The sequence below is a fragment of the Rhodohalobacter sp. 8-1 genome (assembly GCF_038150125.1).
GTDB lineage: Bacteria > Bacteroidota > Rhodothermia > Balneolales > Balneolaceae > SW132.
In genome coordinates, this window is the sequence record NZ_JBBVMF010000023.1 from 49,991 (window position 1) to 75,462 (window position 25,472).

The following is a 25,472-nucleotide window of genomic DNA, read 5'->3' on the forward strand; positions in this document are numbered from 1 at the left end:
CTCTCCCCTCCATTCACACCTGAAGGGAGGGGAGAACGAGAGGGGTGGGTTACCACGCGGCTGTACGCTCAAACCCTGTCAATCAAAATAAACCAAAACTCCTCGTTACAACTCTTCTCAACCTTAACCTGTTTTGAAAAGGCAATGATATCTGTCGCTCAACCAAAATTTCTTAAGGCTAAGATTCTTTGTTACAAACCTCCTTAACCTCATTCTTTTCTGAAAAGACGACGACTTGAGTTTCAAGCTCGTAAACCCTCTCCGGTCATCCGTCCCCAGTCATCGGTCAATTTGTTTGAAGCTTATAGCCTTGCTCACGGGGCACACCTGGCTCTCGAAGCAGGAGCTTCGAGCTACGCTAGCCCAATAATAAACTCCGGGTTATGCAAGTCCTCCTTATTATATTTCAGCGGCGAACTCACAGGCCCGTTTTTTCCAGAATACCGGTATACTGCATCCGCCGCCGCTGTATCCCACTCCATGGTAGGGCCAAACCGTGGGTAAAGATCCGCCTTTCCTTCCGCCACAAAACAGATCTTCAGTGAACTGCCTGACGGAATCTCTTCACTCACCTCAATCCCCATCTCCGCCAGTTTCTCATTCGTATCGCTGCCGCGATGTGACCGGCTGACCATAATGCGTGCCGGTTCGTTTTTATTGTATTCATCATGTTCAATTTGTTTTATCGGCCCGTCTCCTTTTTGCTTAAATGCACCTTTTTCTTTCGTCGCAAAATAGAGCACCTCTTCAGCCGGAATATAGACGACTCCTAATACCGGAATATTATTTTCGATAAACGCAATATTCACCGTAAACTCGCCATTCTTTTTGATAAACTCCTTTGTGCCATCCAGTGGATCGATTAAAAAATATTCATCCCAGTCTTTACGGACTGAGTAATCCGGTATTTCTGATTCTTCCGACAGCACCGGGATCTCAGGGTAGTGCTCACTCAACCCCGAGACAATTTCCCTGTGCGATGCAAGGTCCGCTTTCGTCAGCGGTGAATCGTCACTTTTGTGATCCACCTCGATATCATCATCGTAGTAGTTCAGGATTTGCTCCCCTGCAAGTTTCGCAATATCGTTGATAATGGTTACGTCTGGTTTCATGTGTAATTGGTTCAAATGTTGGTTAAAAATTATTAGTCTTAGTGAGACCGGTGACGGAAGATGGATGACCGTTGACCGATGACGGTAGACCGACGACCGTGTATTTCGGGTCGGCATCTGTTCTTACTTCGTCAAAAAACAACCATTATTTTTAAACAGTATCCAATTTATGTTGTCGCATCTTCGGTCTCCGGTCCACGGTCATCCGTCCCCAGTCCCCCGTCTTTTCCCCGACTCTGCCAGCAGCTCTACGTCAGCCGACGGATCGCAGTCTTGCAGGTCGAATTGGCCTTCGGTCCACAGTCATCCGTCATCGGTCCACCGTCCCCGGTCAGCTGTCTAAAACGGCCACACCACCGGCACAAGCAGAACCGTTACTCCGGCTACAACAATATTAAGGGGCAACCCAAATTTAAGGTAGTCTTTAAAGTCGTAACCGCCCGGGCCAAGTACCATCAGGTTGGTCTGATAACCGATCGGTGTTGCAAAACTCGCCGATGCGGCAAACATAATCGTCATTACAAAAGGCATAAAGTCAACGCCAAGGCTTGCCGCAGTTGAAAGTGCGAATGGAAAAATGAGAACAGCTGCGGCATTATTTGTTATCATTTCAGTCAGCATCCATGTAATAAGGTAGGTGATGATCAGGGCAAAATAGGGTTGCTGACCGGCAAATTTCAAAAAGCCTCCCGCTAATTGTTCTGCTGTTCCCGTCACCTGGAGCGCGTTGCCAATTCCGAGGGCGGCAGCAATTACAATCAGAACTTGCCAGTCAATGCTTGACCGTGCCGTTTCGGTGCGGGTGCAGCCTGTTATAATCATGGCGCCAGCTGCCAGAAATGATGCCTGGAACATAGTCAGCCAGCCCGAGGCAGCAACGGCTACCATCAATAGAAGAATACTCCATGCAGTGCTGCTTTTTTCATAATTTGGAGTCCCCTCCTTATCCAGGGTACTGACTAGTAAAAAATCATTGGATGACTTGTATCTATCTGAAAAATTACGTGGTGCCTCCATCAGCAGGATATCGCCGGTTTTCAATATAATATCCCCTACTTTTTTATTGATACGCTTACCGCCTCGTGAGACGGCCAGAATTACACCACCAAAATGATTTCGAAACTCTCCATCCTTCACAGATTTGCCTCTCAGAGGGTTTGACTGTGATACAACAGCTTCCACCAGGTGACGATCCCGCCGGGGTGACCCCAGCTTGAACACCTGCTCAGTGGCTGGTTCAAGACCCTGAATATGATGAAGATCTACAATCGATTCAACCATCCCGGTAAAAATCAGGCGGTCATCTGCCCGGAGGATTTCATCCGGTTCAACAGCGGCAAGAATGGTTCCATTTCTGACAATTTCAACAAGAAAGAGGTTCGGAAGATGTCGCAGGCCGGCATTTTCAATCGTGTTGCCGACCAGTGGGCTGTCATCGCGAACCATCATCTCAATAGTATATTCACGCGTATTTTCAAACGTGGAGAGGGCAGATTTACTGTCAGGAAGCCATTTTCTGCCAAAAATCAATAAATATATAAAGCCGGTTATTGCGATAGGGATTCCAACGTAGGCAGGTTCGAAAATATTCAGGTTTACACCCTCTTCTGATATCAGCAACCCATTTATGATCAGGTTTGTACTTGTTCCAATAAGCGTGCACGTACCTCCCAGTATCGCGGCGTAGCTAAGGGGCATCATAATTTTGGAAGCAGGAACCCGGTATTTTCGGGTCCACTCCTGTAGAGCGGGGATAAAAGATGCAACGATAGGTGTATTATTCAGAAAAGCACTCATCACCATAACCGGCCACACAATACGGGCCTGGGTTTGCCACAGTGCTTTTGGGTTACCAAGCAGCTTTTTAATAACAAACTGTATGGCGCCGGTCTCTTTCATCCCGGCAGCCACCACATAGAGGGCCGCAACCGTGAGCATTCCTTCATTTGAAAACCCGACCAGTGCATCACTGACCGGCACAATGCCGCTCACTATAATCAGCGTGAGTCCACCGGTAAAGACAGCGTCCGGTGATATTTTTTTGATTATCAACAGGAGGAGACAGAGGAATATCACTCCTAAAACAAAGATATTTTCAAATCCCATTTAATGATATTCCTTCTCTGCTTTTCGATATTCGGTTCTTAAACTCGATCTTGCTTTTCCTGTGTTGTTATTTTTTCGGGCCAACATGTCGCAAATGCGTAATCAAAATAGGTTTTATGATGTAAAATCATATACTGTAATACTATCGGATATTTTATATAGTTTAAATAGACGGCTTGTGAGTATCTCAAAAACCCCATTGTTTTACATCAAAACCATATACTTCTGAAAGGGACCTCATGTCCTCTTTAAGTTCCGTGTAGACCCGCTCTCTTTCTGAATCTGTTAACCTGCGTTTTTCCGGCCTGAACAATTTTTTTCCCGCATCCTTTAGGGGCTGCGGAAACTTTTTCAGAATGAACCCCGCCAAACTCTTTTTTAGCTTTTTTTCAAAACCGGATTGCACGACCGTCTTATTCTTAGCCTCGAATGTTTCCGGCATGTAACCTCTCTCTATTTCTAGAAAATCCTGAATTCTTTTCATGAGCTGCTCCGGATGTTGTTTCAACTCAGCAAAATCAAGCAGCAAAATCTGTTCCCTTGAGAAATACTCCCGGTACATCTCCAGGTGGTAATAGTAGTTACTCGCACGAATCAAATGTTGTTGGGTAATATCGGAACCCCATGATTCATCCTTCTGCATAAAATTGTAGTGCGATTCAATTCGTTTAAAAGGATTGCGCACAATGTAGATCAGTTTTGGACGAATTCCGGTTCTGTAAATTCTTCCCGGCACATCCCTTTTACGGGTATGTTTGGTGTAGCCTGTGGAAGCTTCAATTACGTATTTTTGCTTTTCAGAGTTAAATTCCCACAACGTATTGTATTCATTCAAACTGAGCGGCACTTCTTCTTTTTTTGAAAAAAATTCGGGCTCTTTGGTTTTTGCCCTGCAAATTTCGGGATGTTTGGCAAGGTAGTTATAGAGCGAGGTGGTGCCTGATTTCATCGCACCAATAATCATGACATAAGCATCCTTAGGTATATTTGGAGTCATTTTTGATGACATTTTGGTCTATTAATACTTTTATTACTTCTTTAGATTTTTTCGATTAACAATTTGAAGGCCTTTTTGAAAAGAGTACATATTCAATTTGTCTTTAATTTAGGACCCCAATCCCAGCGACGAGAATTCTCGTATCCCTTTCATTCCGAAATAGCATCGATTTATTTCCCGATCATTCTTTCTTTTTTACCGATCTTGTATAATAAAGCACAATAGTTTAATTAGTTAAGCAAATTTCATATTTCATTCTGATGGAGATTCCGGCCAAAACGTGATTGCGTAAAAATAGATAACAACCCCTAAGCTATATCTTAACGATAGCTACTTATTTTTCCTGATAAAGGATGGAATGTGTGAGATAGACGGCTTTTCAATCAATATATCTTTTTCTTCAAAAAACTCGTCCACTGCCTCAGTCTCACCGGCCACAGTTCCGTAATCATCAAAAACGATCACGCCTCCCCTGACAATCCTGTCGTAAAGATGATCAAGTATCACTTTTGTTGGTTTGTAAACATCAACATCCACATGCAGAAATGAGATCTTCAGCTCAGGATGGTCTTGCAGGTAATCCGGAACCGTTTCAATAATGTCACCTTTAATAAACTCATAATTTTCAAAAGCTTTTCTTCTGAAAACCTCTTTCAGTTCATCTTCAGGGATCCCATAACCTGCAGTGTCCTCAAATTCTTCGATAAATTCTGCATCTTCCTTTTTCTTCTGCTTGGGGAACTCTCCAAAAGCATCAAACCCTATGATTTTCCTGGAATAGGGGCTCTCAAGAACCTCACGGAAAGTTGCAAGACGGATAAGAGATGCCCCTTTATAAACTCCGCACTCTACCACATGTCCCGGCAAGTGAATGATAGATTTATAAAGCTCATACTGGGCCAGCATCTTGGGTATTCTCTTGGCGGGACTCGTCAGGTAAAAACCGTTTTCATAATCCCACATCTTTTCGGTTTCAAACCCAAAAAACGTTTCACTCATAATCTCTTAACTTTTAAATGTTTAAGTTATATCTCATAACGAGTTGCTTTTAAATTAGATATAGAAAGCTAATATAATAGACTCCTTTACCATTGCCTTTCAGTCAATTTCATTGGTATCAATCCTGGTAATACAGAATCTTTTATCCGGATCCAATACGGCTTTTTCATCCCGGGTTGTAAAAGCAAGCTTGCACCGATTTGCTCTCAGTATTTGAATCAAAGAGTTATCGTAGGCACCGAAAGGATAACTCATAACCCAATTATCGATATCTACACCCAGAGACCCGAGAAACTCCCGCGTTTTCGTAACCTCCCGCTCCTGCTCATGAACGTCCTGCTTGTTCATCCACTCATGGCTGTGGCCATGTCCGCCTATGTACATCCCGTTGCGTTTCATGCATTTCAGGTGCTCCTCCGTCAGATAAAGCTCATCTACAAAGATGTCCTCTCTGATGCCCACTATTTTATTAAAAAGCTCATCGATGACCCTGGTGCGTACCTCTGATGGAAGCTCCCGCTGAAGTACGCGTTTAAATTTTATAATATTAATCGGATCATATTTGTGCTCACGACTGCTGACTCTCTCGTAATAATCTTCGGGTTCGAGGAGGTCATACTCATTTTTGTACTTTCTTATGCAGGCAGTTAGCTCATGAATCAGTGAATTCGGGTCAGGGCTCGCAGCTAGTATAAAATGGACCTTATTTATATTGAGTGCCTTCCGTTCGGCTGCTGATCGCACTGGAGGGAAAAATACACCCTGGATCTTCTCCCGGCTCAGGATTGGAAAAACTTCTGTAAAATGCTCCATATATCCATCATCAAACGTTAGCAAAGCGGCATCTGACGGGAATGAACTATCTGAAGCGGGATCATCCAAATACTCCATGCACTCCTCTATGGTTACAAATGTACATCGATCCTGAAGCAAATTGAGCTGTCGTTTAAAATCACGTATTTCCAGCCCTTTTATTTCCGGATACCGGCTTGCAGAAAAATTACGGATGTAGTGATACATCACCACGGTAATCTCTTTATAGTCAGACATTGTAAAATCATTCTGTGGAATGAGAAAAAAACAGATGAAAAAATCTGTTGCGTATTTTACGTAAAATTAATGTGAATTCAGATGCAGTTAAAAATTATTAACTTGAATCAGGCCTCTTTTCTGCTGATCATAAGATCATTCGGGATATTCACCGGGAATTCAGACGGAAACTATCAAACTGATAAAATCATCTGCAGGATGCACCTCGTGAAAACGGCTAATATTCTACTAAGAGGATAACCTGAGTAGAAAAAAATTCAAAGCCAAATAATAAATTTTTGTGGATCATTCGAGCCAGTATCTGTGCTGAGGACGGTTTCTGTGCCATGCATTTGTACGCGAACCTGCCATTTGTTTCAGCATAATTTTTCGGTCTAAACTCTACAACATTTTTATGAGAAAAATTGCTTTTTTAACAGGGTCAAGAGGAGAATGGGGCTACATACGCCCAATTATCAAGCGAATCGCCGGAGACCCTGACATGGACTACCAGATTCTGGCTACACACATGCAGCTGCTGCCTGAATTTGGAATGGCAGTAAATGAAATTGAACGTGACGGATTTGAGGTTCATGAGCGACTCTATATGACGCTGGACGGTTACACGAACCAGACAATGACCAAATCTCTTGGCTTGCTACTTATTGAACTGACAACTTCACTAACACGCCTTAAACCGGATTTACTGGTTCTTGCAGGCGACCGTGGCGAGCAGCTGATGGGGGCCATTGCCGGCGGCCATCTCGGAATACCCTGTGCCCATATACAGGCTGGTGAGCTATCAGGAAATATTGACGGGATTGTCAGACACTCAATCACTAAACTTGTCCATCTTCATTTTGCTGCAAATAAAGAGTTCGCCGAACGGGTAATAAAAATGGGGGAACAGGATTTCAGAGTGTACAACGTGGGTGCACCGCAGCTGGATGAGTTGCTTAACGGGGACTTCACCCTGGAGGATGAGCTGAATGACCGCTTCAACCTTGACAAAGATGAAGAAGTTATCCTGGCCGTACAGCATCCTGTTACCGAAGAGGAGGAATTAGCCGCACTTCATATACAGGAAACCGTCAAGGCCCTGAAAGAATACGGTGGAAAAACGATTATGATCTATCCCAATGCGGATGGCGGTAGTGCCGAGGTCAGAAAAGCTCTCCAAAAGCTAAAGGGAACCAATATTCAATTATTCAGAAACCTGGCCCGGAGGGATTACCTGGGGTTAATGCGGAGAGCCAGCCTGATTGTGGGCAACTCGAGCAGTGGGGTTCTAGAAGCCCCTACATTCGGACTTGCCTGCCTTAATATAGGAAGACGGCAAAATGGCCGGCCTCAGGCTGACAACGTTCTGAATATAGAAAAATACACTAGTCAGGATATCCTGAATGGAATGCACACTGCTCTCTCAAACAATTTCCAAAAACGTGCTGCAGCCTCAGTGAATCCTTATGGTGACGGCCGCAGTTCTGAAAAGATCTATAAGATTCTGAAAGAAATTCCTTTAGACTCCAAACTCCTAAACAAAGAGATGGCCTACTGATTATGTCAGACTCATTTACCCAGTTTACCATACATAAAAACTCCACACTGAAAGAAGCTTTGCTTCAGATGACCTCAACACACCGGGGTATTTTGCTGGTCACGGATTCGGAATCCAACCTTATTGGTGTTATAGCTGATGGGGATGTTCGCAGGGCCCTTCTTGATGATGTTTCTCTGAATATTCCAATCACACAGGTCATGAACCTTAACCCGGTAGTTGCAACCTCAAAATATCAAGCAGAGAAAATGCTTGAAAAAAATCCCTACCTCATTGTTGTACCTGTGGTTAATGAGGAAGGGAAATTGTCCGGTCTTTTATCCGCACTTAACGGCGATAATTTTTATCCCTCCCCTGAATTGGAAGCAGGAGAGAGCAATATCTTCCGGGAAGAAAAAGACAAAGTAAAATATCTTGCCATCATACCTGCTAGGGGAGGCTCCAAAAGAATACCCGGTAAAAACCTTTCGAAAATAGGTCCGGATTCACTTCTAGCGCTGGCTATTAAATCTGCACAGGAATCTTCCTCAATTGATGAAGTTATCGTCAGCACCGATAGCAGGGAAATAGCATCAGAGGCTGAAAGAAATGGAGTGAAGGTCCCATGGATGAGGCCGGAATCCATTTCAGGCGATGAGGCACGCACGGTGGATGTAATGCTGCACGCTCTCGATACTTTTGTTGAAACCAATGGCTACCGCCCCGATCACGTCGTGCTTCTGGAGCCGACAGCCCCCCTTCGTTCAAGTGAACTGATTGACAGAGCTGTGCAGCAATTTGAACATTCAAAGGAAGCCGATAGCCTTGTCTCAGTAAATAAAATAAGGCATATCTATCATCCCGAGGAGATTCTCACTTCTGATGACCACGGTTACCTTACACCCTATCTAAGCAACAGAACATTTGATTCAAGAAAAGGCAGAAAGGAACAGGAACCCGTCTACATTCAGAATGGCCTGATTTACATTACCAATGGCAGGACTCTGGCTGAAGACAAAAGCATATATGGTAATAAGGTTTTAAAATTTGAGACGGACGATACCCTTTTTGCCGACATTGATGAGCCTGAAGATCTCGAAATCGCGAGACTCAAGTACAAAAATCTTTCAAAATAAATTTTACTATACCTGAAATATGAAAACACTTAAGATTGCTGATAAAAAGATCGGCGGAGATCACAGATGCTTTATTATTGCCGAGGCCTGCGATAATCACCTGGGTGACATGGATACCGCGAAAGAGATGGCACGGCAGTCGAAGCTTGCCGGGGCCGACGCCGTAAAATATCAGCATCATCTGCCGGATGAAGAGATGCTGAGAGACGGCGTGCCAATGAGTGACAATTTCAACATGCCGCTCTATGAGTTTCTGCAGCTTTACGCGCTTTCCCTTGAACAGCATCGTGAACTTAAGGAGTACTGTGATGAGATTGGAATTCTTTATATGTGCACTCCTTTCAGCAAAAGAGCTGCACTGGAGATCAATGATCTTGTTCCGGCTTTCAAGATCGGTTCTGGCGAACTGACCGATATACCAACACTGAAAGTAATCGCCAAACTTGGAAAACCGATGATTCTTTCCACGGGAATGAGCCTGATGAAGGAAATAGATGAAACAGTAGAAGCCCTTAGTCTTATTACGGATCAATTTGCACTAATGAACTGTACCTCTGAATATCCGCCAAAGTACGAAGACCTGAACCTCGGAGTTATTCGGGAACTGAAGGATCGTTATGGAGTACCTGTCGGCCACTCCGATCACTCTCCGGATATATACTCCTGCTTCGGGGCCGTATCTCTTGGCGCAAAGCTGATTGAAAAACATCTGATTCTCGACAAAAAACAACCCGGGCCCGACCAAAGTGTTTCTATAGAACCCCATGAGTTATACCAGCTTGTAGACGGTATCCGCAAAATCGAAGCGGCAATGGGCAGTGAGAAAAGAATTAATGAACTGGAAAAACCCATCCGTACCTGGGCCCGGCGCAGTATCGTAACGCTGAAGGATATTCCTGGGGGCACAACTTTAACGGAAGATCTTATCTGGACAAAACGGCCGGGAACCGGCGTGGAAGCGAAACACCTCGACAAGTTTATCGGGAAAAAAACGAAGCACGACCTCGAAAAAGATTACCTCATTCAGTGGGATGATATCGGATAAAGGCTACATATGAATCAACCATCAGGGAGCGATGTCTTAAACATCGCCATTTTGAAATCAACTGATTTTTAATCATAATTTTACAATTTTCAATTAATGAAAAAATTACTTGCCGGTTTCACGATTCTCTTTCTCCTTATTACAACTCTCATACTAGGATGGGACAAATACCAGGAAAGACAGCACAGAATCAGTCAGCAAGCTAGTGAGAATGACAGAGCCCCGAAGTATTCAGTTCCTGTAGAAAAGCAATGGAGAGGTGAATTTGCTCTAGATAACGGTGTCACATTATCAAACAACTTCGATGGTGCCCGGTTGAACGGAGCAATTTCAACACATGATTCTCTCATTACGGTGCTGATTACGCCCGAAAATACCCCTGTTAAATCCAATCCATGGTACGCATTTAAAATATGGTCTGAAGAGCAGAAAGATATCTATATAAAATTTACCTATCCTGAAGGAATAACTCATCGATACTACCCTAAAATCAGTTCCGATGGAACTAACTGGAAAGACCTCCAAATCGACAATTTTATAAATTATTCCAGAGAGGGTTCCAATTTAGAAACGGGTGATATGCCAAGAGAAGCACTGATACGGTTAAGTACAGGGCCCGACACTCTCTGGGTTGCCGCCAACAAAGTTGTTTCAACCAATGACGTTGAAGGGTGGCTGGACTCACTATCGGGCAAACCGTTTATTAATATTGACGTGATTGGAGAAAGTCATCAAAAAAAGCCCATTTATACTGTCGAAATTGAAAATGAGCAGGCCGACAAAAATATCATAATACTTACCCGTCAGTATCCGTCTATGTCTGTAGGATATCTTGCGATGCAGTCTTTTATCGAGCAGATAACAGCAGATAACGAAACCGCAGAGGATTTCAGATCGGAGTATAATGTTTACTTATTCCCTCACATCAATCCCGACGGAGCCGACCATGGGCACTGGAGCCATAATATGGGGGGCGTAAATTTAACTGAAGACTGGGGCAACTCGATGCAGCCCGAAATCAAAGCAATTAAAGCATATATCGATTCCATGGCGACTTTATCAGGTAATGATTTCTACCTGAATATCGATTTCCGCTCCAACCGCGAAAGTATTCTTTATGTTTACAATGCTGATACAGGAAGTAGCATGAAAGGGGAAACAATGACTATAGCCGAATCAGTGACCGGTTACCTGCCCGATTATTCTCCTGCCATTAAGACCAGAAGTACCGATGATTACATTCTTATTGCAGAGGACTATTTCTATAAAAATTACGGGATGGAATCTCTGGTCGTTATCATTGACGAAGATTCATCATATGATCTGGTTGAAGAAAAAGGCAAGGCGCTCGCGGCTTCTGTTATGGAGCACTTAATGACTTTGTAAGCCTGGTTGTTTCGGTTAACAAAGACTACTTCGTATATTTAAATGAAGGAACGGGATCGATTAAGATTTCTCCTGACTTTCGCAATCTTCATGCGGCACCATTTTGGTCATTGATTATGAACGACGTACGGTTATAAAACGTGGTATTTGAGTGTCCCGCATCTACAAAATAGATTTTTGGGGCATGATTTTACACAAATAATCAATAAAAGTAAACGCCTTGGTGGCAGCTGAGGCTGTTGGTCAGAAAAACGCCTAAAATTTCAGTGAAACCGTGAAAACAGCTCCCTGAGCTACACCCAGAGTATTCCACTTCATATCGCTCCACAGTGGTTCCCCTTTTTTTAAGAGTCTGTCATATATCAATTCTTTTGATGCACCCATAGCAAGGCTAATAACTGCAGATTTCCATACAGAATCAGTTATCATATAGCTTCCCATATAAGTGATAGTGCTGAGCATATAGTGGTTTTTATGGTAGCCTTCAATGTCTTTACTATATATGACGGCAACCACAGGAGAAAGAGTGGCCAATTGCAATGTCTCCTTATATTGGGCTTTCGCCGTATTTATCTCTAGACCAAATATAATAATTAATAGCGTGACGTATTTCATGGTATCATATGTGTAAAGTGGAACCTATTTAAAATGCCTGTCTTTTTTTACTACCCGATGCCTCCCTGGTCCTAGGCGCCACATAGCGGTCTATCGGTCAGTCATTGCATGTCTATAAAAACTGAATATGACTTTCTATTCATTAATCGATTCCAACCATAATATTGTGTAATTGGAGACAGTCATGCTATGGTTCAATCAAAGCATAAATCAAAGAACAGCATCAATTGAATAGACATGCCATGTTTAAGCCTCCACCCCATACTCTTCAACATAATATCGATACGCTTTCTCCAACCCCTCCTTAAAAAGAACTTCAGGCTGATATCCCAGCAGACGCTGAGCCTTGCTGATATCAGCAAGGGAGTGCTTTACGTCGCCCGGACGTGGGGGGCCGTAGTTTACGTCAATTGATTTACCGCTGACATCCTCGAGAATCTCAACCATCTCGTTGAGATTGGTTCGCTCGTTACACGCAATGTTATAAATCTCATTCAGAGCTTCACTGCTTTCAGTGAACAGTGCTTTGTCGTTAGCCTGAACAGCATTTGTGACATATGTAAAGTCACGGCTGTTTTTGCCGTCGCCATTAATAGTTGGTGCTGTTCCGTCAATGTATGCCTTGCAAAAAATGGGAATCACAGCAGCGTATGGGTTATCCGGATTCTGGCGTGTTCCAAAAATATTGAAGTAGCGAAGGCCCACGAAATTCAGACCATAGGTGTTAGCAAACACATCCGCGTACTGCTCAATAGAAAGTTTGCTCACTGCATACGGGCTCAACGGCTTTCCGATCCGGTCTTCCACTTTTGGAAGCTCCTTGCTGTCGCCATACGTACTGGAGCTACAGGCCAGGACAATTCTTTCTATTCCCTTTTCCACGGCCGCATGCATCATGTTCACCGTGCCCAGAATATTCACTTCAGTCGTCCGCATCGGGTTTTCAATTGACCGGGGAACCGACCCCAGCGCTGCCTGATGCGTGATTTTATCGATACCCTCGCAGGCATCCAGACAGGTCTGGTAGTTACAAATATCCCCCTTTATGAATTCAAATTTGGAGTGGTCTTCGAACTCCCGGATGTTATCGTAATAGCCGTTGCTCAGATCGTCCAGAACACGGACAAGCTCAACTTTATCATCAGATAAAAAATGCTCGACAAGGTTACTGCCAATGAACCCCGCTCCGCCTGTAATTAACAGTTTCATGCGAATCTTCTATTTATGCCTGTATAATTTCCACTTCTACTCGCCCTGTGGAATTGAGCTCCATTCCACGGGGTGAACCCCGCACCACCCGTAATTAATAATTTCATTAATTATAAGTGTAAATATTCGTTTAATCTGAAATTAGGACCTTCAAGAGTGCGATCCGTCAGCTGACGGAGAGCTCCTTGCAGCGTCCGGTTTTTCGTTGAATCGTTGAATCGTTGAATCGTTGAATCGTTGAATCGTTGAATCGTTGAATCGTTGAATCGTTGAATCGTTGAATCGTTGAATCGTTGAATCGTAAGATTTTTAAACTGACTCTAAATTCCTAATCCTACCTCTGGATTTCTCGACAGTTTACCAATTCGACAGTTCCACAATTCAACAGTTTAACATCACGCAAAGCGTGATCCTCAACAATTAAACACTACGCGAAGCGCATTACCTCACTTTCCCTTCGCCATTAATACTATCCAGCAGTGATTTATGATCCGCCTTTACCATATCCTCGACAAGGGCCTCAATATCATACTCAAATTTCCAGCCAAGCTTTTCCTGAGCCTTCGTGGGGTCTCCAAGAAGCAGGTCTACCTCTGTAGGCCGGAAATACTGCGGGTCTACTTCTATGACCGGCTTGCCTGTCTCTTTATTAATTCCTTTTTCATTCACGCCTTTCCCCTGCCACTCCAGTTCGATTCCGGCATGTTTGAACGCCATCTCACAAAATTTGCGCACTGACGTTGTTTCACCTGTTGCCAGGACGAAATCATCAGGCTCTTCCTGTTGCATCATCAGCCACATACCATAGACGTAATCTTTGGCATGGCCCCAGTCACGCTCGGCATTGAGATTGCCGAGGAATGTCTTTTCCTGGATCCCTTCAGCTATTCTAACAGCTGCACGGGTTATTTTCCGGGTTACGAACGTTTCACCACGGCGCGGCGATTCATGATTAAAAAGAATACCGTTTGTTGCATAGATATTATATGCCTCCCGATAATTCACTGTAATCCAATAGGCGTATAATTTCGCTACGCCGTAAGGTGACCGGGGATAAAATGGCGTGGTTTCGCTCTGCGGCGTCTCCTGGATTTTGCCGTACAGCTCAGACGTCGACGCCTGGTAAAACTTGGTCTTTTTCTCCATTCCAAGAATTCGGACCGCTTCCAACAGACGCATGGCACCCAATGCATCCACATCTGCAGTGTATTCCGGAGAATCAAACGAGACCTGAACATGACTTTGAGCGGCAAGATTATAAATCTCATCCGGCTGGGTTTCCTGAATAATCCTGATAAGGTTTGTGGAGTCTGTTAAATCACCATAATGAAGGTGAAAAGGAAGTCCCTTGAAATGGGGATCCGTATAAAGATGGTCAATCCGCTCTGTGTTAAACTGGCTCGATCGTCGCTTTATACCGTGTACTTCATATCCTTTCTCAAGTAACAGTTCAGCCAGGTATGAACCATCCTGACCCGTGATTCCCGTGATAAGCGCCGTTTTTTTCTTTGTGCTCAATGTGTTCGTCTTTTTTTTAATATGTTGGATGCTTGATTTTTATCGGCTCAAAGGTCCGAAAAACTAAATAGAAATGACAATGATAACATAATTACCGGACATCTTTTTTTGTTTCTTCAGCCACTCTTAAACCAATCTAAATCCTCTTTCAGAGGCAGTGTTACTGGCCCACCTCAGCTGAGTATATGACAGAAGTACCAATCAAATTGATGGATCAGTTAAGTTAGCCACTAAGGCGCGAAGACCCGAAGTATCACGAAGAGTACTTGATTGATATTATCAAACTTCGTTTACCTTTGCGTCTTAGTGTCCTCGTGGCAAAAAATGACTGGCTGATATCTGTGATTATCGGTTTCTTAAAACTCAGTAAAAGGATACCTATCATATAGTAAAAAAAACCGATGAACACCCCTATGTATCTTCCCGTAATATGGGAGAGTTAATATGATACATTATCAGGATTCTTATTCCAGGTTCAAATATTACTTATGCCCTAAATTTTCACCTCTTTGATATCGTCAATATTCTCAAGGAACCATTCATACGTCATCCGGATCCCCTCTTCGAGCTCAATACTGTATTCCCACCCTTCTTCTTTCATTCGGTTCACATCCATCAGTTTTCTTGGTGTTCCGTCTGGTTTGCCTGTATCCCATTCGACATCTCCATCGTGCCCAACAATATTCTGTATAAGCTCTGCCAGATGTTTGATCGTAATATCCTTTCCCGTGCCCACATTGTACAGGTCGTACTCCATCCTGTTTGTCAGGCTAAAATAGACTGCATCGGCTACATCATCTACATGAAGAAATTCTCTCATCGGTGAGCCGGACCCCCACAATGTCACCGGTTTATGGCCGGCTTCTTTGGCATCATGAAATTTACGAATCATCGCCGGAAGAACATGAGATGTTTCCAGGTCAAAATTATCATTTGGGCCGTAAAGATTGGTTGGCATCAGTGACACATAATCCCGGTCATATTGTTCACGCAATGCTTCTACCATTTTTACGCCCGCAATCTTTGCAATTGCATACCACTGGTTTGTGGGTTCAAGTGAGCCGGTCAGGAGTGACTCCTCTTGCATGGGCTGATTAGCGTGTTTTGGATAGATACAGGAACTGCCCAAAAAGATCAGGCGCTTCACGTCATGTTGATGAGCAGCTGCGATCAGGTTGTTCTGTATCTCCAGATTCTCATACAAAAACTGCCAGGGATAATCCCGGTTCGCCATTATGCCGCCAACACGGGCAGCTGCATCCACAACAAAGTCGGGTTTTTCATCCTCAAAAAACTGTTTTACAGCCGGCTGATCTTTAAGATCGAGCTCTGAACTCTTCCGATACACTAAATTTTGATATCCCTCGCGTTCCAGCTTTCGAACCACCGCTGAACCAACCATTCCACGATGACCGGCGATATAAATTTTTGACTTTTTATCCATAGTCGACTTAAGTATTACCTTGCATTATCTGTTCTATTGTCATTTTGTTGGGGGATAGAGCTGTCAAATATTATTCCTGCCCACTAAAAAAGATATAGAGATAAAAGAAATATGAAGATACAGACACGGAATTTAAGTGCAAAACGGCGTCCATAAGAGGAAATCAGGAAAGAATTGTAGAAAGAGTCAGCAACCGTATAGAAACATTAAACCAAAAATATCTCCAACATCATTTAAATGCGTTGGCATTCTCAGTTCTCCACCAGTTCAACAATTCCACAGTTTACCAAACTCACGCCGTGTGATGTACAATCACAGAATCACCCATTCAGAAATTTAATCTCCCCGCAGTCGCTCTATAAGTAGTATTGATGTCGCCAGGGTGCCCAAAATAGGAGCAATCACCCTCACATAATCCGTAAACGTGGGAACCCTGCTGATCTTTAAAGTAACGATATCGTTGTTCTGAAGATCAAACTCGAACAGTTCAATAGGTTCGGGGTCACGATTCCGGTATCGGAAAAAAGCAACTTCCACCACACGTTCTGTATTATCGAATCGCGATACTTTTACCTCAATCATTTGTTCTTGGGCACCGACAGAGCCATCCCTCCGATCCCTCAGCTGAGTATATCCAAGGCTGAAGGAGATCAGGTCGGGTAAGTTTGTACCTTCCGGAACCAGATATCTTCCGCTGCTGCTTACGTCTCCCCAAACATTAACGGAATCGACGAGCTGTCCCATTTCTGCGATACGGATATAACGATCACCGGTACCTTCGGGAAACTGCGCCTGCGCCACTGATACCGTTAGAACTGCGAAAAGTAGTAGTGTTGTCGCAAATACTTTATACATGTAAAGAATTATAGATTTTTGAAAAATAGGATAGACAACTTATTTAGCTGCATCAATTATCGACAAACCTACTTTAAAATTAAGTACTTCTCAATGAGACGATTTTTTCTTCTCATTTTACGTAGGATTCATAATCAGTATAAACTGATTTATAGTATCCTGCTCCGTAATCACCACCTGCTTCTTTTCTGTGGTCAAATCCGTTTAGTACAATTCCGCTGACGTTGGCATTAATTCTTTCAAGCTCTTCAATTGTTTTCAAAAATACCCCGCGGTTGGTTTTTCGATATTTTGTTACAACTAACGTAACGTTTGCATGTTTCAAAAGGGTGGTTGAATCACTAATAATACCGAAGGGAGGCGTATCAAGTATAATAACATCAAACACATCCTCCATTTTCTTGAGAAACTGTTTAAACTCTTTACTGCTCACTATGCTTTCGGGACGATCCGATTTAGTACCTGATGAAACGACTTTCAGATATCCCATATCGGTATCCTGCAAAAGTTTCTGAACAGGAAGCTTACCTTTCAGGTAATCGGTGAGTCCCTGCTCATTTGATAAGCCAAAATAGGTATGCAGTTTAGGCCTCCGAAAATCGGTGTCAATAACCAGTGTTTTATAACCTTCTTCAGCAAAAGCTATTCCAAGATTCGAAACAACTGTAGACTTTCCATCACCTTTTTCGGGACTTGTGAGGGCTATTGTTTTAGGCGGCTGATCTCCATGCTGGTAAATAATATTGTTTTTGAGACGCCTTATCGCCTCGGAGGCTACATGTGATCGATCCCTTAACAGAACCAGCTCTTCTGGAATATCTCCACTCCCTTTTTTGAATGCTTTCCTGTTTCTTTTAGACACCTTATCAAGTACAGGAACAGCCGCCAACATAGGCAGGCTTGTCATCTTGAGTTCATCAACACTTCTAATAGTGTTATCGAAGAACTCTCTTACTGCGATAAATCCTGCAGACAGAACCCCGCCTATCATGACACCGAGAATCAGCAATATTTTCTTATTTGGACTTACAGGAGAGCCGGGGACCTGTCCTGTATCAAGAATTCTTCCGAAGCCAAACTGGGATTGTTTCAGGACAGACATGTCTGCGAATTGTCTCGATACACTCAGGTACAACTCTTCGTTGATTCGGACATCGCGCTGGAGTTTCGTCAGCTGCATCATTCCATCCGGTAAATTATCAAACTCCCGATCCACCTCTTCTTTTCTCTCACGCAAGGCTTCTGCTCGTGATTCATACTGGTTTTTTTGAATCCTCAACTCAGTCAAGCGTGCCTGGGTGGTCGCAATCATTCCAGCTCTTTCTTCATTATCCATACCAAGATATTGATCATCTTCGGTGAACAGCTCATCCGACATATTGGTGATTTCTTCTTTCAAGCGCGTTATTTCTTCATCCAGTAATTTTAATCTTGGAGGAGTTTGTTCACGGTCACGTACGTTTGGATTTCGGGTCAATATCATCGTTCGCTCCATCTCGTACTGAGCCAGTTGCTCCTGTGAATTCCTGATCCTCGGACCCAGTGCTTCCGCGAACTGTTCAGACAGGCCGGGGCGAATTTGCTCCATCTGAGCCTCAAGCTGCTCAATTGTCCGGTTGACAGTCTCAAGTTCCAGCTCCAGTCGCTGCAGTTCAGCCTCTACACCCGCCTGTTCGGATACCAATCCTGAAGCCTGTTCATCAACCCTTACAATACCGGTTGTATCCATAAAGCGCTTAAGGGCCTGCTCCGATTCCTCAAGCTTCTGTTTGATATCTTCCTTCTCCTGTTCCAGGAACTCGGCGGTTGATTCTGCCGCCTGCCGGTTTTGCAGCGTTGATCTGTCGACATAAATTTCCATCGCCTCGTTAACTATGTGAGCCGCCTCCTGTGGAGATGAACTCTGATAGCTTATTTCTACAATCTCTGCATCGCGCTCCGGAAGAGCAGCCGACAAATTTCTTCTGACCCTGGCTGAAACCGTATTTTCATCTGCCCGCGTAACGTTCTCCTTCTCGTCGATATTCCATAGGACAGGAAACTCATCAATATATCCGGGATTCTGATCCATTACTTTTTTGGCAACCTGTCGTGAAAATGCACGTGACTGAATCACCTGAAGCTCGTTTGCAAGCGTAGAGCTCGTCCCCATTCCGGTGGTTTGAGAGATGATCCGGGAAAGTTCATCATCAGCGCCGCCTCCCGCACTGATCATCAAGGTACCTTTGCTTTCGTACGTGGGCGTAATGGTATCGGCATAAAACCAGGCACCAGTCCCACCGGCAATGACCAATAAAATAACGATCCACTTGTATCGGAAAAGCAAATTCAGAAGTTTCTTAGGGTCAAGACTGTCCTGCCCTTGTTGTTCCGAACGGGGTATGCTAAAGGTGGTTAACTGATTTTGCCCACCTTGGTGGTGCCCGTTATGATATTTTTGTATTGAGTCAGACATGTTTTAAAACCTCTTTAATTTTTTTACTCTCGAAACCGTACATATGCATTCTGAAGTTTCTATTGCACAGATGATACTCTTATGCTTAGAAAAAAAACAGTGCTTTAAGGAGAATTAGTAATCTTTAATCGCTTATACCCACTAGTTAACATTCTCTATTAAGAATTTGATCCAAACAAGAATTTAGAATCAATTTGCATATAAATATAACTAACATTTTAGCTTAAATTATGTTATATCAAATTAATGATTCTGCAAAGAAATTAAACAGGTTTAATTTAGCTCTTTTAATATCCCATATAGATAGTACTTCAATCAATATTTACCAATTGATATAGGTATAATTTTCTTATTTCTGTCGTTACCCCGCCAAACTTTTTTTCCTGCTGCCTTTCCGGTCATTTTATTAAAGCACACTAATTTTAGTCACGATTCCATTTATGTATCATGAATTGAGCAAATCGCTTTAAGAGTGCAATTAATAAAAAATAAAGAGTAATAACTATGGAATTAAGAACTACGGGTTTCAAAATTTTACTGAGCTTCATATGTATTGGGGTCATCTTCATCAGTGCTTGTCAAACTGACATAAACACCTCTTTTGAGGAGTCTGTAGAACCATATCTGGAACTGGAAGCAATCGATAATAGCGGAAATACCGTCATTACAGTCAACCGGGGTGACGTAAGCGGCTTAGACAGCTACTTCGCCTTCAATCTGAACAATACACCAGATCATGGATTGGTTCGGGCAGGACTCACTGAGGGATGGTGCTTAGAGTGGAATAAAGCGATTGCGCAGAATAATGATACGCATGGTGGTGTAGCGATGTATTCAACAGAAGGCAGCAGCACATGGAAACCGGCAAATTATTTGATGACTATTCGTAAAGAGCTACAGGCTGAGGACCCCGCTCTTACCTATCGTGAAATTCAGGTTGCTCTCTGGTCACTTATTGAGACGCCTGCGTTTAATCTTGACGAAGCACTGGCTAATGGCACAATGCCATCAAGGATGTTGTTGAATGGAGAACCGATTTTCGATGTACAAAAAGTCAGGTCAATAACCAACCGCGTAAGGCAAGAAGTTTCGGATTTTACTTATTCACCTGACAAACCTTTTCTTGTTTTCGCAAGAACTGACGATGGTCAGCAAAACGGTGGAATTGTAACATGTTCAGCCGAAACAGCCTGGGCAGACGGTACACGTTTTAACCAACAGGGCGGTAATTGGGCGACTTATACAAGTTATAATGGCATTGAGAAAACTATTACTCTATATGCGGGTCAGACAATCGATATCGGAACAGTGACATTTAAGCCTGAGAATGGGAATGTGAAAATCACGATTGAGCTTAATCAGTATGGAGAATTTCAAAACGTGCAAGAAAACGTAAAAATCCAGGACTATTCCACAGCACCTTCCGGAAATCCTCAGATAGGTCAGTTCGATCATAAGGGCACCGCTGGTGGAAAATCTTTCAGCACTACTGTGCCTTCTAATAGCTTTTATGCGGTTCATGTAGATGCCAAGGGCTGTGAATAATCGTATTTCATACAGCCGATTACATTTATCTTACTATAATACACCTCTTTATTAATAGAAGTCGTCAGGAGCAAACCTGGCGACTTTTATTTTTTTTTGATTTACTACAAGTGTAATTAGTCGCTCCTTAAGAACTCAAAATGTATCCACCCGACCAACTACATGTTGAATGGAGCTGACCGGTTTGCTATGGCTGGCTGAAGTTCTGAGGGTAGAGAGATCGCACGTCGTTGTATTTGGTCTGCAGGATGTTAGCCAGTACATGGGTGAGCCATTGGGTTGGGTTCACTCCGTGTAGTTTACATGTCCCCAGCAGGGAATAGACCATGGCGGCCCGCCGGGCCCCTTTGTGTGAGCCAGCGAACAGGTAGTTTTTTCTCCCCAGCGCCAGCGGGCGGATGGTATTCTCCACCAGATTGTTGTCTATTTCCAGCAGCCCGTCATTCAGATACGCGCTGAGTTTATCCCACCGGTTGATTGTGTACGCCATGGCCTTGCTAATCTGGCTTTTGGGCAGTACGGTCAGAACCTCCGCGTGAATCCACGCTCCCAGCGTATTGATGATGGGAAGCGACTGCTCCAGGCGCAGGTCTTTGCGCTCGTCGGGTGACAACCCATCCTCGCGGGCCTGCTGCTCGGTCGCATACCTCAAAATGACTTGTTTTTGGCCTGAACCAATATGGTACGAACAGGCAAAATGTAACAATTTTTCCCCATCTCTGACCCACTGCTCCATCCATTTCTTTAAATTTCATCCGGCTGCGGCCAAATGTGCGTTGATTTGGGGAGATTCCTCTCCGAGCAGATAGTTCTGTCCCAGTCAATGGTCGGTTTTCAGGTGTACGATAAGCGGCTCAATGCCGGCCCTGCGCCGAAACCGCCGGCGCATCCGCCTCTTCTTGGCAGATCTAACGCTTGCTTTGGCCTTCGTCGGAATGGTGATTTTTACACTAACGCTCCTTTTACGCCGCGGTCATAGATGACTTCTTTGGGCAGCGGACGCTGATCAGAGACAACCTGCTCGAGCAACGATTCGATCGTCTTGGATGGAGTCGTGAGGATTGCCCTCAAAAGACCTGATGGCCAGAACGGCCCGTCTGGTAGGATGCGTTAACAACCCTATCTTTTTGCCAAACTCGTATTTCTTACGGGCCTTGCCCTTTGCAATGCAGGCGGTGAACGGCTTGTGCAGACTTTAGACCTTATCAGACTCTGATCGCTGCTGAGTGATTGCCCATCAGTACAGCTCTTTTGGCAGTTTGTAGACGGCGAGCTGCTCGGCGGTTAGTTTACATTTAAATTCCCGCAGCAGTCGCTTGGCGATGGCACGCAACTTCTTTCGGTCTCGTTTGGCCTTTTTGCGTTGCCAGTGGTGATGCCAAAGTGACTGTCGCGTAGCAATTGCTTGCTTACACGGACGTAGCTCTGGCGCTGATGCACATCCTCAGCGCGTGCAATTCGATTGCAGTGATCAATCACTTTCTTGGGCAATTTGGCATCGGCAGGTAACGTCACATCGTTCTCAAGTACCGTAGCGTCCAACAATGCCTGGTTGACCCGGCCATCCAATTTGTGGATGGCGACTAAATAGTAGAAAATGGTAGCAATTCCATCGCTGGCAATACGCTTGCGAAAATGAACAAATCCGCTGAGATCACAGGGAATTGTGTGTTAGAAAAAGACTTCTCCGCAAATATACTGCCCCTAACGGATGGCTTTGCCGCATGTAAGGATTCATCACCCAGTCTTTAGCCAGGGTCTCATCACCGTAGTCTAAGATCCGCTTGAGCAGCAGGCACCCGATAATAAAGCGAATTGGTACGGTGGGTGACTCGGTGTGACTATAGTGGATGGTAAAGGCTTCCTGAAAATAGTCCTAATCAATGACGTCAGTAATTAAGGGTGGAAAATATCGCGTTGTCTTTTTTACCGCAGAAGTAACTGTCATTTTTTGCAAGGTTTTAGGCTGAAAAGGGTTGTTTTCTTGCAAAAATGAGACACCAAAAAATTATTTTCAACCTCTATAAAAAACTGATAATATTAACTTTATGCTATTATTCAGGGCCGACTAATTATTCACTATTCAGCGATGATGGAACAGGCTTTTTTCAACTCCTGATTTCATCCTCCACTATCATTTCCCTCTGTCGTCTACACCTGTTAGAGCAATTTAATTGATATTCCATATTTGCAATCCTTATTATTTGACGAAGAAATATACAACCCAGCTTTTAAACAACATATAATTTACAATCGAGATTTTAATGATGAATCAATTAAACACGTTACCTGCTTTTGCCGTCATTCTATCTTTTGCATTAATTTTTTCATCCTGCGGAAACCTTACCAGTAGTGACGGAGAATTATCTGACTCTCTTGAGCCTGTCGAAAATGTAACACCTATTTCAGGAGCCCAAAATTCGACACTTACCGTTAACAAGCACTCAACTGCATACTTTGAACTTGAGTTTCAAAATATTGAGGACAACGATGTATTTACTAACGGCCACACAGGCGATGGATGGTGCATCGACTGGAAGGTAGCGATAGATTCTAATAATGCCTCTTACACTAATATCCCCCTATACTCTACCTTCAATGTGGAAAAATGGAATCCTCTTAACTTTCTATTCAATATTAAAGATGATCTTATGGCAGCAGACCCTGAGTTAACTTACCGTGAAATCCAGCTTGTAGTATGGTCACTGCGTGGTTTTCCCGAATTCAATATAAATGAGATACCCCTTGAAAATTTACCGAGTCGAATGAAAGACGACGGAAAACCAAATTTCAGCTACGACAAAGTTGAAACTATTCTTCAAATAGTTGAGGAAGGCTACAAAGAATTTAACTTTACTGAGGGAACCAAATACGCTGTAATAGCTGAAACACCATCGGATGTGCAAACCGTTATAACTGTCGTTGAGTAATGTCGAATTTTTTATTCTAAAAAAAATCGCATTGCAAAAAAATCCACTCTGTAGACTATAAAGTGGATTTTTTTTAAATCTGTGATAGCCTTCCATGCTGAAACAGGGACCACGAGAGTTTAATGTTTCAATTACGAATAGTTTTTACATTTCAGAATACAAATTCGTCGGATTATACATAAGCTCATGATCTACAAATGGTTCATGAGAATCCAGCTTGCCCGAACTCCAAAGATCACAAATTGTCTCTATAATCCTGACAGAAGCTTTACCGTCCCACTTCTGTGGTGTTGTTCCCTTCTTCCAGTTGCCTCTCATGAGTTGCCTGAGGGCCGGCTTCACAGACTCAGGATTTGTTCCTATGAGTTCATTTGTCCCTTCGGTCACTGTCTCCGGCCGTTCTGTGTTATCCCTGAGAGTTAGACAGGGTATTTCGAGTACAGTTGTCTCTTCTGTGATACCTCCGGAATCAGTAATAACAGCGCGGGCGTGCTTTACCAGGTAGATGAATTCAAGATACCCCAGCGGTTCCGTATAGATGATATTACTTTGGGATATCCCCAAATCATCCAGAATATTCTTTGTCCGGGGGTGCACCGGAAATATGATCTTTTCTCCATTAACACCTTCGGCAATATTGTCAATCAGCTCTTTAAGTTTATTTTGCTCGTCTACATTTGCAGGCCGGTGCAGCGTCATTACAAAATATTGCCCTTCCTCCAGTGATTCTTCATCATACATTGAGGGCTTTTGAAGCTTTTCCAGGTTTCCCAGCAATGTGTCAATCATCGTATTGCCTACAAAAAAGATTCTATCGTCGTCTACTCCCTCATTACGCAGATTTTTATTTGCTATCTCTGAGGTGGTAAAGAAATAGTCAGTAATGCTGTCCGTAGCCAACCGGTTAATCTCTTCCGGCATCGTCATGTCGCCAGATCGAATTCCGCCTTCGACATGTGCCACACGAACTCCCATTTTTTTAGCAGTAATTGAGCATGCCATCGTAGATGTAACATCACCAACAACAATACAAAGGTCGGATATCTTAACCTTTAACACTTCTTCAAAGCGGGTCATGATTCTTCCCGTCTGCTCCGATTGTGTGCCGGACCCGGATTCGAGATTTATATGAGGCTCAGGTATGCCGAGTTGCTCAAAAAATGCACCACTCATGTTCTTATCATAGTGCTGCCCGGTATGGATAAGCCTGTATTCAAGATAGTTATCTGAATTTTTTTCTATGCCTGATGTATTATTTACCCGCTCAATCTCTTTTATAATTGGGGCAATCTTCATAAAATTGGGACGTGCGCCTGCTATGATGTCGATTAACATGTATATGTAGTTGTTGAATTCTAATTGGTCGTATTCTGTTATTATCGAATATTTTTTACTGATCTAAAATACCATTTGTTTTCACCTATAAAAAGAAACCAAAGCGGGATCGGAGATTGCTTTTTGGGTTCTACAGGAAAGTTTGTGGGTTGAAAGCAAAATCATTGAACAATCGCTCTGAACATGATAAAATAATAATTCAAAGAGTAGTCCATTGCT

Annotated in this window: 19 protein-coding genes; 6 read left to right on the plus strand and 13 right to left on the minus strand. The window is 43.4% G+C overall.

The features are described 5' to 3' along the window. Positions 1 to 353 precede the first annotated feature (353 nt). The 5 genes from cysQ to AABW11_RS17300 form a co-directional block, all read right to left on the minus strand. Positions 354 to 1,112, minus strand: a complete 759-nt coding sequence (gene cysQ / locus AABW11_RS17280) for a 3'(2'),5'-bisphosphate nucleotidase CysQ (protein ID WP_340106397.1) — start codon at positions 1,110 to 1,112, stop codon at positions 354 to 356. A 339-nt stretch (positions 1,113 to 1,451) separates the two neighbouring features. Next, positions 1,452 to 3,164 (minus strand): SLC13 family permease, encoded by a 1,713-nt coding sequence (locus AABW11_RS17285; RefSeq protein WP_340106398.1) that lies wholly within the window; start codon positions 3,162 to 3,164, stop codon positions 1,452 to 1,454. 241 nt (positions 3,165 to 3,405) lie between these two features. Continuing rightward, the gene (locus tag AABW11_RS17290) at positions 3,406 to 4,215 is read right to left on the minus strand and encodes a sulfotransferase domain-containing protein (protein ID WP_340106399.1); all 810 of its coding nucleotides are present in this window, start codon (positions 4,213 to 4,215) and stop codon (positions 3,406 to 3,408) included. 330 nt (positions 4,216 to 4,545) lie between these two features. After that, the gene (locus AABW11_RS17295; RefSeq protein WP_340106400.1) at positions 4,546 to 5,214 is read right to left on the minus strand and encodes a TylF/MycF/NovP-related O-methyltransferase; all 669 of its coding nucleotides are present in this window, start codon (positions 5,212 to 5,214) and stop codon (positions 4,546 to 4,548) included. Positions 5,215 to 5,313: 99 nt separating this feature from the next. After that, positions 5,314 to 6,264, minus strand: a complete 951-nt coding sequence (locus AABW11_RS17300; RefSeq protein ID WP_340106401.1) for a polysaccharide deacetylase family protein — start codon at positions 6,262 to 6,264, stop codon at positions 5,314 to 5,316. A gap of 394 nt (positions 6,265 to 6,658) precedes the next feature. Between AABW11_RS17300 and neuC the strand changes: the two genes are divergently transcribed. From neuC to AABW11_RS17320, 4 genes are all read left to right on the plus strand, one after another. Continuing rightward, positions 6,659 to 7,801: a UDP-N-acetylglucosamine 2-epimerase gene (gene neuC, locus AABW11_RS17305; RefSeq protein WP_340106402.1), complete on the plus strand. Its 1,143-nt coding sequence runs from the start codon at positions 6,659 to 6,661 to the stop codon at positions 7,799 to 7,801. A gap of 2 nt (positions 7,802 to 7,803) precedes the next feature. Then, positions 7,804 to 8,916, plus strand: a complete 1,113-nt coding sequence (locus tag AABW11_RS17310) for a cytidylyltransferase domain-containing protein (RefSeq protein WP_340106403.1) — start codon at positions 7,804 to 7,806, stop codon at positions 8,914 to 8,916. A gap of 19 nt (positions 8,917 to 8,935) precedes the next feature. Next, positions 8,936 to 9,961: an N-acetylneuraminate synthase family protein gene (locus AABW11_RS17315; RefSeq protein ID WP_340106404.1), complete on the plus strand. Its 1,026-nt coding sequence runs from the start codon at positions 8,936 to 8,938 to the stop codon at positions 9,959 to 9,961. A gap of 96 nt (positions 9,962 to 10,057) precedes the next feature. Further along, positions 10,058 to 11,347, plus strand: coding sequence for a M14 family zinc carboxypeptidase (locus tag AABW11_RS17320; protein ID WP_340106406.1), 1,290 nt, complete (start codon positions 10,058 to 10,060; stop codon positions 11,345 to 11,347). A gap of 255 nt (positions 11,348 to 11,602) precedes the next feature. Here the strand turns inward: AABW11_RS17320 and AABW11_RS17325 are convergent, their stop codons facing one another. The 6 genes from AABW11_RS17325 to AABW11_RS17350 all read right to left on the minus strand — a co-directional run bounded on the left by AABW11_RS17325 (position 11,603) and on the right by AABW11_RS17350 (position 19,443). Beyond that, positions 11,603 to 11,962 (minus strand): hypothetical protein, encoded by a 360-nt coding sequence (locus AABW11_RS17325; RefSeq protein WP_340106407.1) that lies wholly within the window; start codon positions 11,960 to 11,962, stop codon positions 11,603 to 11,605. Positions 11,963 to 12,208: 246 nt separating this feature from the next. After that, entirely contained in the window at positions 12,209 to 13,171 is a 963-nt protein-coding gene (locus AABW11_RS17330) for an SDR family oxidoreductase (RefSeq protein ID WP_340106408.1), read from the minus strand. 441 nt (positions 13,172 to 13,612) lie between these two features. Next, complete coding sequence (gene gmd / locus AABW11_RS17335; protein WP_340106409.1) at positions 13,613 to 14,689, minus strand: GDP-mannose 4,6-dehydratase; 1,077 nt, start codon at positions 14,687 to 14,689, stop codon at positions 13,613 to 13,615. Positions 14,690 to 15,182: 493 nt separating this feature from the next. After that, on the minus strand, positions 15,183 to 16,133 hold the full coding sequence (locus AABW11_RS17340) for a GDP-L-fucose synthase family protein (RefSeq protein ID WP_340106410.1): 951 nt from the start codon (positions 16,131 to 16,133) through the stop codon (positions 15,183 to 15,185). Between the two features lie 336 nt (positions 16,134 to 16,469). Continuing rightward, positions 16,470 to 16,988: a hypothetical protein gene (locus tag AABW11_RS17345; RefSeq protein WP_340106411.1), complete on the minus strand. Its 519-nt coding sequence runs from the start codon at positions 16,986 to 16,988 to the stop codon at positions 16,470 to 16,472. 112 nt (positions 16,989 to 17,100) lie between these two features. After that, complete coding sequence (locus AABW11_RS17350; RefSeq protein WP_340106412.1) at positions 17,101 to 19,443, minus strand: GumC family protein; 2,343 nt, start codon at positions 19,441 to 19,443, stop codon at positions 17,101 to 17,103. Positions 19,444 to 19,947: 504 nt separating this feature from the next. Between AABW11_RS17350 and AABW11_RS17355 the strand changes: the two genes are divergently transcribed. Beyond that, positions 19,948 to 20,988 (plus strand): hypothetical protein, encoded by a 1,041-nt coding sequence (locus AABW11_RS17355; RefSeq protein WP_340106413.1) that lies wholly within the window; start codon positions 19,948 to 19,950, stop codon positions 20,986 to 20,988. A gap of 187 nt (positions 20,989 to 21,175) precedes the next feature. On the opposite strand, the gene AABW11_RS17360 is transcribed toward AABW11_RS17355, so the two are convergent. Beyond that, entirely contained in the window at positions 21,176 to 21,724 is a 549-nt protein-coding gene (locus AABW11_RS17360) for an IS66 family transposase (protein ID WP_340106414.1), read from the minus strand. A 1,528-nt stretch (positions 21,725 to 23,252) separates the two neighbouring features. On the opposite strand from AABW11_RS17360, the gene AABW11_RS17365 reads away from it, so the two are divergent. Beyond that, the gene (locus tag AABW11_RS17365; protein ID WP_340106415.1) at positions 23,253 to 23,918 is read left to right on the plus strand and encodes a hypothetical protein; all 666 of its coding nucleotides are present in this window, start codon (positions 23,253 to 23,255) and stop codon (positions 23,916 to 23,918) included. A gap of 144 nt (positions 23,919 to 24,062) precedes the next feature. On the opposite strand, the gene wecB is transcribed toward AABW11_RS17365, so the two are convergent. Continuing rightward, the gene (gene wecB / locus AABW11_RS17370; RefSeq protein ID WP_340106416.1) at positions 24,063 to 25,253 is read right to left on the minus strand and encodes a non-hydrolyzing UDP-N-acetylglucosamine 2-epimerase; all 1,191 of its coding nucleotides are present in this window, start codon (positions 25,251 to 25,253) and stop codon (positions 24,063 to 24,065) included. Positions 25,254 to 25,472: the final 219 nt, after the last annotated feature.